12 protein-coding genes are annotated in these 13,978 nt (G+C 72.2%); 8 read left to right on the forward strand and 4 right to left on the reverse strand.

Features of this window, described 5'->3' with window-relative positions:
• Nucleotides 1–209: 209 nt before the first annotated feature.
• Entirely contained in the window at nucleotides 210–722 is a 513-nt protein-coding gene (locus tag ACFZBU_RS20415; RefSeq protein ID WP_391585025.1) for a hypothetical protein, read from the forward strand.
• Between the two features lie 39 nt (nucleotides 723–761).
• Here ACFZBU_RS20415 and ACFZBU_RS20420 read toward each other — a convergent pair whose 3' ends face one another.
• Nucleotides 762–1,325, reverse strand: a complete 564-nt coding sequence (locus ACFZBU_RS20420) for a TetR/AcrR family transcriptional regulator (protein WP_391585026.1) — start codon at nucleotides 1,323–1,325, stop codon at nucleotides 762–764.
• 77 nt (nucleotides 1,326–1,402) lie between these two features.
• On the opposite strand from ACFZBU_RS20420, the gene ACFZBU_RS20425 reads away from it, so the two are divergent.
• From ACFZBU_RS20425 to ACFZBU_RS20440, 4 genes are all read left to right on the forward strand, one after another.
• Complete coding sequence (locus tag ACFZBU_RS20425; RefSeq protein ID WP_391585027.1) at nucleotides 1,403–3,007, forward strand: carboxyl transferase domain-containing protein; 1,605 nt, start codon at nucleotides 1,403–1,405, stop codon at nucleotides 3,005–3,007.
• An 11-nt stretch (nucleotides 3,008–3,018) separates the two neighbouring features.
• Complete coding sequence (locus ACFZBU_RS20430) at nucleotides 3,019–5,088, forward strand: acetyl/propionyl/methylcrotonyl-CoA carboxylase subunit alpha (protein WP_391585028.1); 2,070 nt, start codon at nucleotides 3,019–3,021, stop codon at nucleotides 5,086–5,088.
• Nucleotides 5,085–6,077 carry a hydroxymethylglutaryl-CoA lyase gene (locus ACFZBU_RS20435; RefSeq protein WP_391585029.1) on the forward strand — a complete coding sequence of 331 codons (993 nt, stop codon included), beginning with the start codon at nucleotides 5,085–5,087 and terminating at the stop codon, nucleotides 6,075–6,077. The genes ACFZBU_RS20430 and ACFZBU_RS20435 overlap by 4 nt, the downstream gene beginning before the upstream one ends.
• Before the next feature lie 106 nt (nucleotides 6,078–6,183).
• Nucleotides 6,184–7,344, forward strand: a complete 1,161-nt coding sequence (locus ACFZBU_RS20440) for an acyl-CoA dehydrogenase family protein (RefSeq protein WP_391585146.1) — start codon at nucleotides 6,184–6,186, stop codon at nucleotides 7,342–7,344.
• 93 nt (nucleotides 7,345–7,437) lie between these two features.
• Here the strand turns inward: ACFZBU_RS20440 and ACFZBU_RS20445 are convergent, their stop codons facing one another.
• Both ACFZBU_RS20445 and ACFZBU_RS20450 read right to left on the reverse strand, forming a co-directional pair.
• Nucleotides 7,438–7,671: a hypothetical protein gene (locus ACFZBU_RS20445; RefSeq protein WP_391585030.1), complete on the reverse strand. Its 234-nt coding sequence runs from the start codon at nucleotides 7,669–7,671 to the stop codon at nucleotides 7,438–7,440.
• Nucleotides 7,671–7,997: a DUF6247 family protein gene (locus ACFZBU_RS20450; protein ID WP_391585031.1), complete on the reverse strand. Its 327-nt coding sequence runs from the start codon at nucleotides 7,995–7,997 to the stop codon at nucleotides 7,671–7,673. The genes ACFZBU_RS20445 and ACFZBU_RS20450 overlap by 1 nt, the downstream gene beginning before the upstream one ends.
• Before the next feature lie 220 nt (nucleotides 7,998–8,217).
• On the opposite strand from ACFZBU_RS20450, the gene ACFZBU_RS20455 reads away from it, so the two are divergent.
• A complete protein-coding gene (locus ACFZBU_RS20455) occupies nucleotides 8,218–9,009 on the forward strand; it encodes an SDR family NAD(P)-dependent oxidoreductase (protein ID WP_391585032.1) in 792 nt (263 codons plus the stop codon).
• Nucleotides 9,010–9,247: 238 nt separating this feature from the next.
• Here the strand turns inward: ACFZBU_RS20455 and ACFZBU_RS20460 are convergent, their stop codons facing one another.
• Complete coding sequence (locus ACFZBU_RS20460; protein ID WP_391585033.1) at nucleotides 9,248–10,837, reverse strand: PucR family transcriptional regulator; 1,590 nt, start codon at nucleotides 10,835–10,837, stop codon at nucleotides 9,248–9,250.
• 367 nt (nucleotides 10,838–11,204) lie between these two features.
• Here ACFZBU_RS20460 and pruA point away from each other — a divergent pair, with 367 nt between their 5' ends.
• On the forward strand, nucleotides 11,205–12,833 hold the full coding sequence (gene pruA / locus ACFZBU_RS20465) for an L-glutamate gamma-semialdehyde dehydrogenase (RefSeq protein ID WP_391585034.1): 1,629 nt from the start codon (nucleotides 11,205–11,207) through the stop codon (nucleotides 12,831–12,833).
• A gap of 36 nt (nucleotides 12,834–12,869) precedes the next feature.
• Complete coding sequence (locus ACFZBU_RS20470; RefSeq protein WP_391585035.1) at nucleotides 12,870–13,799, forward strand: proline dehydrogenase family protein; 930 nt, start codon at nucleotides 12,870–12,872, stop codon at nucleotides 13,797–13,799.
• Nucleotides 13,800–13,978 lie beyond the last annotated feature (179 nt).

Below are 13,978 nucleotides of genomic sequence, written 5' to 3' on the forward strand. Positions count from 1 at the left end.
TCTCTTCCCGTGGGACGGGGTTGACGGATCACGCCCGGGAACGGAACTCTCGTACGAGTCACCGAACGGAGTCGGTCGATCACCCATCGGATTCCTCGGGGGTCCCGGGTCCACCACGAGGCAGCGTCGCGGCCCGAACGGGACCGGCCGGGCGGGCCGTTGGGAGCGTCATGTCATCGCAGCGCCGCCGGGCCGCTCCGCTCATCGCCTTGAGTGTCTCGCTCCTGGTGGCGTGCGGCGGGCCGTCCCGGTACCGGGCGGTGGTCTCCGCGTCGCCGGCGAGCGGCGCCGGAGCGTGCGCGTCCGCGGTCGCCCGCGGGGAGTTACCCGAGTGGGCGCGCGCGGGCCTCGCCCCGGGAGCGTCCGCCCCGCACGTGTTCGGCGCGCGCGGGGAGATCGTCGCGATACTGCTCGGCTATCCGTACTCGGCCCCGGCCCGGCCCGGTCGACCGAGCCGGATCCTGTGGGCGGCCCGCCCCGGCCCCGCCGATGGCGACCGGCCGGGTCGAGCGCTGCGGATCGAGGCGACCTTGGTCGGCCGCGGCGACGTGGTCACCCGCGAGGTCGCAGACGGCCCGGGCCCGTCGAATATCGACCTGCCCGCGCCCGGCTGCTGGCACCTGGACCTGTCCTGGTCCGGCCGCACCGACGCGGTGGACATCCCGTACGAAGCCGGCTGGTGCCGCGCCGGGGCGAACGTTGCCGCGCCCGGCACTGGATGAATTCACCCGTGAGGTTGGTGACACGGGCCGGGCCCGCGGCTACGGCGTGGCCGCAGCCGACAACGCGCCCAGGGCCATGCGGCGCAACATCGGCGCCAGGATGCGCTGCGGGGTGCGCAGGGTGTGCGGGGTCGAGTTGATCAGGCCGAAGGCCGCATGCACCGCCGCCCGCGCCTCGCGGTCGTCGAACCGGCCCGGGTGGGCCTTGAGGGCGACCTCGACCCAGATCTCCACGTAGGCGCGCTGCACCCGGCGGATCCGGTGCCGTTCGGCCGTGGGCACCTGGTTGAGCGCGTGGTCGTGCAGCGTGATCAGGTCCGGGTGGCGCAGCGCGAAGTCGACCTGACCCTCGATCAGCGCCGCCAGCGCGTCCGCCGGATCCTCGATCGCGGCCCGCTCCAGGCCCCGGGCCAGGAGTTTTTCGCTGATGTCGACCAGCAGCTCGGTCAGCATCGCCTCCTTGCCCCGGAAATGCTTGTACAGCGCGGGGCCGCTGATACCCACCGCAGCGCCGATGTCGTCCATGCCCACGCCCTGGTAGCCGCGCTCGGCGAACAGGCGGGCTGCCACCTGCAGGATCTGCTCTCGACGGCTCACGGTCATGTGTCCATGCTAGACACTCGGATTAACCGTGGTTAACCTCGGGGGCAGGTGAACGAAGGTTAACTTGAGGCGGTGTCATGGAGAGCGTGCTCGGCACAGCCGCCGACCCGGGGGCGAAGACGTACCGGGCCAACGCGGAAGCACACGAACGCGCGGTCGGCGAGCTGCGGGACCGGCTGGCGGCGACCGCCCTGGGCGGCGGCGAACGGGCCCGGGAGCGGCACACCGCGCGCGGCAAACTGCTGCCGCGCGACCGGGTGGAGGCGCTGCTCGATCCGGGGACGCCGTTCCTGGAGGTCGCGCCGCTGGCCGCCGACGGGATGTACGGCGGCGACGCGCCGGCGGCGGGCATCATCGCGGGCGTCGGCCGGGTGGCCGGGCGCGAATGCGTGATCGCGGCCAACGACGCGACCGTGAAGGGTGGCACGTACTACCCGATGACGGTCAAGAAGCACCTGCGGGCGCAGGAGATCGCGCTGGAGAACCGGCTTCCGTGCCTGTACCTGGTCGACTCCGGCGGCGCGTTCCTGCCGATGCAGGACGAGGTCTTCCCGGACCGGGAGCACTTCGGCCGGATCTTCTACAACCAGGCGCAGATGAGCGCCAAGGGCATTCCGCAGATCTCCGCGGTGCTCGGCTCGTGCACCGCCGGCGGCGCGTACGTGCCGGCGATGAGTGACGAGACGGTGATCGTGCGCAACCAGGGCACGATCTTCCTCGGCGGCCCGCCGCTGGTGAAGGCCGCGACCGGCGAGGTGGTCAGCGCCGAGGAGCTGGGCGGCGGTGACGTGCACGCCCGGATCTCCGGCGTGGTCGACCACCTCGCGGCCGACGACAAGGACGCGCTGCGGATCGTCCGCGACATCGTCGGCACGCTCGGCGCCCGGCCGCAACTGCCGTGGGACGTACGCGAGGTCGAACCGCCGGCGGTCGATCCGGCCGGGCTCTACGGCGTGGTGCCGCCGGATGCGCGCACGCCCTACGACGTGCGCGAGGTGATCGCCCGGATCGTGGACGGCTCGCGCTTCCACGAGTTCAAGGGCGAGTACGGCACCACCCTGGTCACCGGGTTCGCCCGGATCCACGGCCACCCGGTGGGCATCGTCGCCAACAACGGCATCCTGTTCGCCGAATCCGCGGTCAAGGGCGCGCACTTCATCGAACTGTGCGACCAGCGCGGGGTGCCGCTGGTGTTCCTGCAGAACATCACCGGCTTCATGGTGGGCAAGGACTACGAGCACGGCGGCATCGCCAAGCACGGCGCCAAGATGGTCACCGCCGTGGCCACCACGCGCGTGCCCAAGCTGACCGTGGTGATCGGCGGCTCGCACGGCGCGGGCAACTACTCGATGTGCGGCCGCGCGTACAGTCCGCGTTTCCTGTGGATGTGGCCCACCGCCAAGATCTCGGTGATGGGCGGCGAGCAGGCGGCGACCGTGCTCGCCACCGTCAAGCGCGACCAGATCGAGGCGAGCGGCGGAAGCTGGACCGGCGAGGAAGAGTTCAAGCAGCCGATCCGCGACCAGTACGAGCGGCAGGGCAACGCCTACTACGCGACCGCGCGGCTGTGGGACGACGGGATCATCGACCCGCTCGACACCCGCACCGTGCTGGGGCTCGCGCTGACGGCGTGCGGAAACGCGCCGCTGGCGCAGCCGCAATTCGGTCTGTTCCGGATGTGAGGGGTCACGACGTGTTCGAGGCTGTACTGGTCGCCAACCGAGGCGAGATCGCGGTCCGGGTGCTGCGCACGCTGCGCCGACTGGGCGTGCGTGCGATCACCGTGTACGGGCCGGGCGACGCCGACGCGCGGCACGTGCGCGAGGCGGACGTGGCCGTTGCGGTGCCCGGCTATCTGGACGGCGACGCGGTGGTCGCCGCGGCGCTGCGATCCGGTGCCCGGGCGATCCATCCGGGATACGGATTCCTCTCCGAGAACGCCGCGTTCGCCGCCGCCGTGGAGCGGGCCGGGCTGGTCTTCGTCGGACCCCCGGCGGGCGTGATCGAGCTGATGGGCGACAAGATCCGGGCCAAGGAGACGGTCGCGGCCTTCGGCGTGCCGGTGGTTCCGGGCGGCGGAGCGGCCGGCATGAGCGACGGCGAACTCGTCGACATCGCCCGCGAGATCGGCTTTCCGGTGCTGATCAAGCCGTCGGCGGGCGGCGGCGGCAAGGGCATGCGCCTGGTGCACGACGGCGCGCTGCTCGCGGACGAGATCGCGGCGGCCCGCCGGCAGGCCAAGGGCGCGTTCGGCGACGACACGTTGCTGATCGAGCGCTGGATCGACCGGCCCCGGCACATCGAGATCCAGGTGCTCGCGGACACCCACGGCACGGTCGTGCACCTGGGCGAACGCGAGTGCAGCCTGCAGCGCAGGCACCAGAAGATCATCGAGGAGGCCCCGTCCGCCCTGCTGGACGCGGACACCCGGGCCGAGATGGGCGCCGCCGCCGTGCGCGCCGCGCGGGCCTGCGGCTATGTCAGCGCGGGCACCATCGAGTTCATCGTGCCGGCCGACGATCCCGGCTCGTTCTACTTCATGGAGATGAACACCCGTCTCCAGGTGGAGCACCCGGTGACCGAACTGGTCACCCGGGTCGACCTGGTGGAGAGCCAGCTGCGGATCGCCGCCGGCGCCGCGATCGGCAAGTCCGACGTGTCCATGCACGGCCACGCGGTCGAGGCGCGGATCTACGCCGAGGACCCCGACCGGGGCTTCCTGCCCACCGGCGGACGGGTGCTGACGGTGTGTGAGCCGGACCTGGAGGGCGTCCGGGTGGACTCCGGGCTGCGCGAGGGCGGCGAGGTCGGCAGCTCCTACGACCCGATGCTGGCCAAGGTGATCGCGTACGGCGAGGACCGTGCGACGGCGATCACCCGGTTGCGTGCGGCCCTCGCGCAGACCCGGGTGCTGGGCGTGACCACCAACCTCGGCTTCCTGTACCGCCTGTTGGGCGACCCGGCGGTGCTCGCGGGCGACCTGGACACCGGGCTGGTCGAGGCCCGGACGGACGACCTGACCGGGCATCCGGCTCCGCCGGAGGTGGCGGTCGCCGCGGCGCTCGCGGCGCGCGCCGAACGCAACACCGGTACCGGGTGGGTGGATCCGTTCTCGGCGCAGACCGGGTGGCGGGTCGGCGGGCCGGCCTGGGACACGCACGTGTTGCGGATCGGGCCGGGCGAGCCGATCGAGGTTCGAGTGCGCGGCGGTGAGGTCTCCGTGGACGGCGGCCCGCCGGTGCCGGCGTCGGTGCAGGTCGTGCCCGGTGGGCTCGCGGTCGCACACGACGGCCTGACCAAGCGCTTCGACTACGTCGCCGAGACGTCCGGGGTGCGCTGGCTCGCCTACGGGCCGGACACCTGGCGGGTCAGCGAGGTCGAGACCGTACGGGCCGAGGCGGCCGGCGGGGCGTCGGCCGGCGGCGCGCTGACCTCGCCCATGCCGGGCACGGTGACCGTGGTCAAGGCCGCGGTCGGCGACCGGGTCACCCGCGGCCAGACGGTGGTCGTGGTGGAGGCGATGAAGATGGAACACGCGCTGACCGCGCCCTTCGACGGCGTGGTCACCGAGATCGGCGCGCCGGCCGGTGCGTCGGTGGCGATGGATCAGACGCTGGCGGTGGTGACGCCGCAGGAGCCGTCGGCCGCGGACGGGAACGATTCTGTGGACGGGTCGGTCGCCGCGGCGCCGGGCGGGCCGGCTGGCGGGTCCTCGGATGCTGCCCTCGGCGGATCGCTCGACCTGGAGGCGAAGGCCCGATGACGCGACAGTTGCCGGACACCCACCGCGAACCCGGGCTGCCGGAGCGGGTGTTCATCCACGAGGTGGGCGCCCGCGACGGATTGCAGAACGAATCCGGTGTGGTGCCCACCGAGGCCAAGGTCGAGTTCGTCCGCCGGCTGGCCCGCGCGGGCCTGGGCACGATCGAGGTGACCAGCTTCGTACCGCCCAAGTGGGTGCCGCAACTCGCGGACGCCGCCGAGGTGTTCGCGGCGGTACAAGCGGACGCCGAGATCGCGACGGCGAATCGCCGGCTGCCCGTCCTGGTGCCCAACGAGCGCGGCTTCGATCGTGCGCTGGAACTGGGCGCGCGTCGGATCGCGGTGTTCGGCAGCGCCACCGAGACGTTCGCCCGGCGCAACCTCAACCGCACGGTGGCCGAATCGCTGGACATGTTCCGTCCGGTGGTCGAGCGGGCCGGCGCCGCCGGCATCGACACGCGCGGCTACCTGTCCATGTGCTGGGGCGACCCGTGGGAGGGCCCGGTACCGCTCGACCAGGTGGTCCGGGTGGGCAAGGCCCTGGTCGAGATGGGCTGTTCGCAGCTCAGCCTGGGCGACACGATCGGCGTCGCCACGCCCGGACACGTCACCGCGCTGCTGACCGCCTTCGCCGAGGCCGGCGTCCCGGCCCGGAAGATCGCGGTGCACTTCCACGACAGCTACGGCCAGGCCCTGGCCAACACGCTCGCGGCGCTGCGCTTCGGGGTGACCACCGTGGATGCCTCGGCCGGCGGCCTGGGCGGCTGCCCGTACGCGGACAGCGCGACCGGCAACCTGGCCACCGAGGACCTGGTCTGGATGCTGCACGGCCTGGGCATCGAGACCGGCGTCGACCTGGGCGCCCTGGTCGCCACCAGCGTGTGGATCGCCGAACTGCTCGGCCGCCCCAGCCCCTCGCGCGCGGTCCAGGCGCTGGCGGGCAAGCGGGTGGACGCACACGGCCTGACGCTGACCGACCCGAACTCCTAGTACCACCCGGCTGCCCACCGGCGGCCGACCGACCCACCCCCATGGACCGGTGCCGCCACGAGCGCGCCGAGCCGCCCCGCCACCGAATCCGGGAGCCTGCCCCATGTTGGACCACCGCCTCGACGACGAGTACGAGCAACTACGGCGCACCGTCGCCGAGTTCGCCAAGGACGTGATCGCCCCCGCGATCGGCGAGCTGTACGAGAAGCACGAATTCCCGTATGCGATCGTGCGCGAGATGGGGCGGATGGGTCTGTTCGGGCTGCCGTTCCCGGAGGAGTACGGCGGCATGGGCGGCGACTACCTCGCACTCGGCCTGGTGCTGGAGGAACTGGCCCGGGTCGACTCCTCGGTCGCCATCACGCTGGAGGCGGCCGTCTCGCTGGGCGCGATGCCGATCCACCGGTTCGGCACCAAGGAGCAGAAGGAGACCTGGCTGCCCAAGCTGACCAGCGGCGAAATGCTCGGCGCCTTCGGCCTGACCGAGCCCGGCGGCGGCTCGGACGCCGGCGCCACCCGCACCACCGCGCGCCTGGACGAGGCGACCGGGGAGTGGGTGATCAACGGCGGCAAGTGCTTCATCACCAACTCCGGCACCGACATCACCGGCTTCGTCACCGTCACCGCGGTCACCGGCACCAAGGGCGACGGCGGCAAGGAGATCAGCACGATCATCGTGCCCGCCGGCACCAAGGGCTTCACCGTCGCCCCGCCGTACTCCAAGGTCGGCTGGAACTGCTCGGACACCCGCGAACTGTCCTTCACCGACGTACGCGTGCCCGCCGAGAACCTGCTCGGCGAACGCGGCCGGGGCTACGCCCAGTTCCTGTCCATCCTGGACGAGGGCCGGGTGGCCATCGCGGCGCTGGCCACCGGGCTGGCCCAGGGCTGTGTGGACGAATCGGTGCGCTACTCCGGCGAACGCGAGGCGTTCGGCCGGCCGATCGGCGCCAACCAGGCGATCGCCTTCAAGCTCGCCGACATGGAGATGCGCGCGCACAACTCCCGGTTGGCCTGGCGGCACGCGGCCTCGCTGCTGGTGCACGGCGAGCGATTCAAGAAGGAAGCCGCGTTGGCCAAGCTGTACAGCTCGGAAAGCGCGGTGGACAACGCGCGCGACGCCACCCAGATCCACGGCGGCTACGGCTTCATGAACGAATACCCGGTGGCCCGCTTCTGGCGCGACGCCAAGATCCTGGAAATCGGCGAGGGCACCAGCGAGGTGCAACGCATGCTGATCGCCCGGGAACTGGGCCTGCCGCGCTAGGCCCACTCCGCAGGCGCCGGACGAGCGGATCGGGTTCGTCCGGCGGCTGCGGCGAGCCGCATTGCCGGGGTCGTCGTGGTTGATCGGCCGGCGTCAACTGATCTGGACGATGGTGACGGTCACACACCGGTCCTCGATGACGAAGGTCGCGGTGCCCTCCACACAGAAGGCGTACTCTCGCATGTTCGAGGACCTGGTCGGGGAGCCGACGCGCCATGGATCGGACGCGAGCTTGCCCACCATGTCGTAGTAGGCCTGCGCGGCGTGAGCCGGTGCGCCCTTGACCCACCTCTGCACGGTGTATGTGGACTCCACGCGATAGCTCATCAGGGCCCTCCCCGCTCCACCTGATCTGCGGGCACGGTGTCGACGGGCAGGCCGGCCCTGAGCTTGCGCAGGGTTTCCTCGGTCTCCGGCCAGTCCGGGCTGCGGCGCATGCGTACCTCCGCCTGCCAGGGCCCCAGCATCTTGGCGAGGGGCTGCAGGTCACCATCGTCGCGAGCGGCGTCGAGAGCTGCTGCGTACTCGGCCTCGAACTCCTTGCGGAGTCCCGCGGGAAGTTCGGCCCGAATCTCGGCGGGGGTGGCGTGGTGTGTCCCGCCGAAGCCGATCACGTGCTCGGGTTCGCGCGGGTCTCGGGTCTGCTCGTCCATACCCTCAGCGTGACAGCGCACCGACCACGAACGACAGCCGGCGCACACGAACGGAGCACGCGCCGTGGTGTGCGCCCGGTTGCTCCGGGGGCATGCGTTCGGGGGCGGGGTGTGCGTCGTGGATTCCGGGTCGTGGGATTTCGGGTTCTGATGGTTGACCTAGTCCACTGTTGTGAGGATGGTGTCGGCAGGCAGTTGTCCGGAACCAGGGAGGGACGCCGTGGTCAAGCGGTTCGAGGGACGTAGGGCATTGATCACCGGGGCCAGCAGGGGTATCGGGGCGGCGTTGGCGGTGCGGCTCGCGGCCGAGGGGGCCGATGTGGCGGTGACCGCACGGACGTTGCGGCAGGGGAACCTGGCCGGGTCGTTGGAGCGGACCGAGACGCTGATAGCCCGGCACGGTCGGCGCAGCGCCGTGGTGGTGGCCGACCTGTCCGACGAGGCGCAACGGGCCAGGATCGTCCCGGCCGCCGAGGAGAGCCTCGGCGGGCCGATCGACATCCTGGTCAACAACGCGGCGATGGCCTCCTACGCGTCGTTGCGGGTGTATCCGCAGCGGCGTGCCCGGCTGCACTTCGAGGTGAACGTGCTCGCCCCGATGGAGTTGTGTCAGGCGGTGGTGCCGGCGATGGCCGGCCGCGGCGAGGGCTGGATCGTGAACGTGACCAGCGGCACCGCGCGGCCGTGGGCGGGGCCGCCGTTCGAGTTGGGCGTGTTGGGCACCAAGACCGCGGTGTACGGGGCGTCCAAGGCCGCGTTGAACCGGATCACCAACGCGTTGGCCGCGGAGCTGTACGGGACCGGCATCCGGGTGAACACCATCGAGCCGCGGGCCGCGGTGCTCAGCGAGGGTGCCGAAGAACTGGTCGGCGGGCAGTTGCGGCCCGATCAGATCGAGACCATGGACCAGATGGTCTCCGCCACGCTCGAACTGTGCGACGGCCCGGCGTCGCGCACCGGGGGCGAGTACGTGAGCCTGGACCTCCTGGCCGAACTGGGCATCCGGGTCTGAGCGTTCCGCCACGGGGCGACCGCAGTCGACCACCGGTTCGCCCAACCGACCCGGGCTCACGGCTCGTTGACCGGGCCGATCGCGTCTCGAGCCACGTGCGCCGCGCCACGTGCACCGAACCACGTGCACTGAACCGGCCGCAACCCACGCTTCGTTCGTCGAACGGACCGGCACCCCCCGGCCCGTTCCGCGGAGCGACCGTTCACCGAACGCCCCACCGCCCAACCGCCCCGCGCCCTCAATCCGGCAGCCGCAACAACAGCGCGGCGAGCAGACGGGTCTTGGGGTCGGTCCAGTCCAGGCCGGTGAGTTCGCCGGCCCGGCGGATTCGGTAGCGCAGCGTGTTGGGGTGGATGTGCAGCCCAGCGGCGGCGGCCCGCACGTCGCCCAGCGCATCCAGCCAGGCCAGCACCGAGTTCGCGTACTCCGTGTCGTGCTCGGCGTCGTGCGCCCGCAGCGCGATCAGCCGGGGGTCGCGGATCTGCCGCTGGTCGGTCAGCAGCGCCTGGACCTCGCCGTACAACACCTCCGGGCGCACCTCGGACAGCGCCGCCACCTCGGCCGACACTCCGCCGGCCGCCATCGCGTCCAGGACCCGATCGGCCGATTCCCGGGCCGCCACCGTGCGGGCCAGGCTCGGCGCCGGATCGCCCACCGCGCCGCGCACGGTGAGGCCCAGGTGCCCGTGCGCAGCCTCGGCGATCTCGTGTGCCCAACCGAGCGCCACCGATTCGGCCGGCGGCGCGGACAGCAGAACGTACAGCCGCGGGCCCAGCGGCGCGACCTGCGCGTGGCTGTGCCGGGCCGCCGCGTACACCGAGACCAGGTTGGCCAACTCGGTCCTGGCCAGTTCCTGGGACGACTCGTCCGGCGTGCTCGCCCGTACCGCGAAGCCGAGGACCAGCACCGGCCGCACCGGATCCAGAGCCAACTGCGCGGCGGCGGTCCGGGCCGCGACCGCGCCGGTGAGCAGGCCCGCGACGCTCTCCCGGGTCACGCCGGCCTCGGCGGGCAGCCGGGTACGTCGCCGGACCAGGTGCAGGGCGGCCACCCGTGCCGCGCCGAGCAGCACCTCCTCGGCCCGCTCGGCGAGCGGCTGCCGGCCCTCCTGGACCCAGATCGTGCCCAGCCAGCGCCCGCCCGCATGCACGCCGACCGCAAGCCGGCGGCGGATGCCCAGGTCCGGGCGCTCCTCGACGGCGACCACCTCGGTCGTGCTGCGCAGTCGGTGGAAGACGCCCCAGTCGCGCAGTCGGGCCATGTACTCCTCCGGCCCCTGCCAGCCCAGGATGGACAACCGGCGCAGTTCGTCCGCCTCGTCCGGCCCGGTGGCGCGCGAGTAGGCGAGCACCCGGTTGGCGCTGTCCTCGATGCTCACTCCGCCGCCGGTGAGCATCGCGGTGGTCTGGGCGAGCGAGAACAGGTCGCCGCCGTCCGGGGGTTCGGCGTCCGGCCGTTCGTCCAACGCGGCGTGCGCGAGGGCGGCGACCTGCTCCCAGCGGGCCTCCGGGCGCACCGAGAGCAGCACCACGCCGGCCGCGTCGGCCACTTCGCGCAGCACCGCGTGTTCGCCCTTGACCGCGACCGCCACCGCGCCGGCCGCGCCCGCCGCCCGGACCGTGCCCGCCGCCGCCCGGCCGCGCAGGCCGACCACCAGGAGCAGGTCGCCCTGCATCGCGTGCGGCTCCTCCTCGGGGTCGAGGATCGACACGTGCCGGACCAGGCCCTCCAGGCCGCCGCCGGCCGTGGCCACCCGGACCGGGCCGTCGCCGACCGGGCCGCCGAGAGCGGCCAGCAGTTCGCGGAGTGGGACGCCGCTTTCGGGCACGTGCGGCCCCTTCGTGGATGTTGGCCGATGAGCCAAGCGGGAAGTTTCGAGTTTAACCGATCGGATAAACACCCGGAGTCATGTCCGGCCTACCGTTGAGCGCGGGATCCGTGCCCGAATCGCTCGCGGATCAGGCATTCGGCGGCGCGCCGAACACCTGACCGGCGGGCCGCCGGACACCATCCCCCGCACCGCCGGACACCTCGACCGCCGGGCCGGCGCACCACCGGCGACCCGGACCAACCGGACCACCCGGACTGCCGGATCGCCGCACCACCCGGACCGCCGCACCGCCGACGACCCGGGCCGCGGCACCGCCGGACACCCGGATCGCCGCACACCCAGATCACCGAACAGGAGCGCCGTTTTGGACGCTGTGACCCAGGTCCCCGCCCCGGTCAACGAGCCGGTACACGACTACGCCCCCGGCACGCCCGCGCGGGCCCGCCTCGAAGCGAAGCTCAAGGAACTGGCCGCGGCCCCGATCGACCTCCCGATGACGATCGGCGGCGTGCGCCGGATGGGTTCCGGCGAGCGCGGCCACGTGGTCCAGCCGCACAACCACGCCGCCCGCCTGGGCACCTTCGCGCACGCCGGCACCCAGGACGCCCGGGACGCGATCGACGCCGCCCTGGCCGCCGCGCCCGCGTGGGCCGACCTGTCCTTCGACGACCGCGCCGCGATCTTCCTCAAGGCCGCCGACCTGCTGGCCGGCCCATGGCGGGAGACGCTCGCCGCCGCGACCATGCTGGGCCAGGGCAAGAACGCGCAGCAGGCCGAGATCGACTCGTCCTGCGAGCTGATCGACTTCTGGCGCTTCAACGTGCACTTCGCCCGCCGGGTGCTGGCCGAGCAGCCGATCAGCAGCCCGGGCGTGTGGAACCGGACGGACCACCGGCCGCTGGAGGGCTTCGTCTACGCGATCACCCCGTTCAACTTCACCGCCATCGCGGGCAACCTGCCCACGGCACCGGCGCTGATGGGCAACGTGGTGGTCTGGAAGCCCTCGCCCACCCAGACCTTCTCGGCCGTACTGCTGATGCGCCTGCTCGAAGAGGCCGGGCTCCCGGCCGGCGTGATCAACCTGGTCACCGGCGACGGGATCGCGGTCTCCGAGGTCGCGCTCGCGCACCCCGCGCTCGCGGGCATCCACTTCACCGGCTCCACCGCCACCTTCCAGCACCTGTGGCGCACGGTCGGCGAGAACATCGCCGGCTACCGCACCTACCCGCGGATCGTCGGCGAGACCGGCGGCAAGGACTTCGTGGTCGCGCACCCCAGCGCCGACCACGACGTGCTGCGGACGGCGCTGGTGCGCGGCGCGTTCGAGTACCAGGGGCAGAAGTGCTCGGCCGCCTCGCGCGCCTACATCCCGCGCTCGATCTGGGAGAGCGGCTTCAAGGACGACTTCCTGGCCACCGTCGACGGTCTGTCGATGGGCGACCCCACCGACCTGAGCCACTTCCTGGGCGCGGTCATCGACGAGCGCGCGTTCGCCAAGAACAAGGCCGCGATCGACCGCGCGCACGCCGACGACACGGTCGAGGTCGTCGCGGGCGGCAGCTACGACGACAGCGTCGGCTGGTTCGTCCGGCCCACCGTGCTGGTCTCGGCGAACCCCGACCACGAGATCTTCAAGGACGAGTACTTCGGCCCGATCCTGGCCGTGCACGTCTACGAGGACGACGCGTACGAGGCGATGCTCACCCAGATGGAGTCGGTGTCCGCATACGGCCTGACCGGCGCGATCATCGCGCAGGACCGCGAGGTCATCGCGCACACGGCGCACGTGCTGCGCTTCGCGGCGGGCAACTTCTACATCAACGACCGGCCCACCGGCGCGGTGGTGGGTCAGCAGCCGTTCGGCGGCGGGCGCGCGTCCGGCACCAACGACAAGGCCGGCGCGATGCAGAACCTGATGCGCTGGACCAGCTCGCGCTCGATCAAGGAGACGTTCGTCCCGGCGACGGACCACCGCTACCCGCACATGGGCTGACCCACCCTCACCCCACCGGTACTTCGGGAGAAGAAGATGCTCCGCAGCCCCATCCTCGCGGCGGCCCGCTCGCCGCGGACCCGCTCGCTGGTCGAGCACCTGCCGCCGACCCGGGCGATCGTGGACCGCTTCGTGGCGGGCGACGTGCTCGCGGACGCGATCCGGGTGACCCGCGAACTGGTCGACTCCGGACGCAAGGTGACGCTCGATCACCTGGGCGAGGACACCACGGACCGGTCCCGGGCCGACGCGACGGTGGACGCGTACGAGGCGCTGCTCGACACCCTCGGCGCGACCGGGCTCGCGCGCAGCGCCGAGGTGTCGGTCAAGCTCTCCGCCGTCGGGCAGTTTTTGCCCGGCGACGGTGAGCGGATCGCCTTGGACAACGCCCGGCGGATCTGCGTGGCCGCCGCGCGGGTGGGCACCACGGTCACCCTGGACATGGAGGACCACACCACGACCGACTCGACGCTGGGCATCCTGCGCGAGTTGCGTGCGGACTTCCCGTGGGTGGGCGCGGTGCTCCAGGCCTACTTGCACCGCACCGAGCAGGACTGCCGGGACCTGGCCCACGAGGGCTCGCGGGTACGGCTGTGCAAGGGCGCCTACCAGGAGCCGGAGTCGGTCGCGTTCCAGGACAAGGGCGACGTGGACCGCTCGTATGTGCGGTGCCTGCGGATCCTGATGGGGGGCGCCGGCTACCCCATGGTGGCCTCGCACGACCCGCGCCTGATCGCCATCGCGCGACACCTGGCGGACCTGGCCGGCCGGGCGCCGGGCAGCTTCGAGTTCCAGATGTTGTACGGGATCCGCCCGGAGGAGCAGGCCCGGATCGTCGAGCGCGGTGACCTGATGCGGATCTACCTCCCGTACGGCGCCGAGTGGTACGGCTACTTCATGCGACGCCTGGCCGAACGCCCGGCCAACCTGACCTTCTTCCTGCGGGCGATGGCCACGAAGAGCTAGCACCCGGATGCCCCACAAGCGCCGGACGGACCAACCAGGCCCGTCCGGCGCTTGCGCGTCCGGGGGCGGCTCGGCTCGGTTGCACCGTCGGCATCGCGCCTTCGACGGAACAATGCCCTTCTCCCGGCAAACACCCGAACGACCTGCCACGTACGTTCGCGATCCGCACGGGCGACTCC

The sequence above is a fragment of the Embleya sp. NPDC008237 genome, assembly GCF_042956465.1.
Classification (GTDB): Bacteria; Actinomycetota; Actinomycetes; order Streptomycetales; family Streptomycetaceae; genus Embleya.

What these genes read in the sequence shown, in the direction of transcription:
- ACFZBU_RS20425 (WP_391585027.1), top strand. Translation starts at nt 1,403, where the DNA reads ATGGAGAGCGTGCTCGGCACAGCCGCCGACCCGGGGGCGAAGACGTAC.
- ACFZBU_RS20445 (WP_391585030.1), bottom strand. Translation starts at nt 7,671, where the DNA reads ATGAGCTATCGCGTGGAGTCCACATACACCGTGCAGAGGTGGGTCAAG.
- ACFZBU_RS20435 (WP_391585029.1), top strand. Translation starts at nt 5,085, where the DNA reads ATGACGCGACAGTTGCCGGACACCCACCGCGAACCCGGGCTGCCGGAG.
- ACFZBU_RS20450 (WP_391585031.1), bottom strand. Translation starts at nt 7,997, where the DNA reads ATGGACGAGCAGACCCGAGACCCGCGCGAACCCGAGCACGTGATCGGC.
- ACFZBU_RS20420 (WP_391585026.1), bottom strand. Translation starts at nt 1,325, where the DNA reads ATGACCGTGAGCCGTCGAGAGCAGATCCTGCAGGTGGCAGCCCGCCTG.
- ACFZBU_RS20470 (WP_391585035.1), top strand. Translation starts at nt 12,870, where the DNA reads ATGCTCCGCAGCCCCATCCTCGCGGCGGCCCGCTCGCCGCGGACCCGC.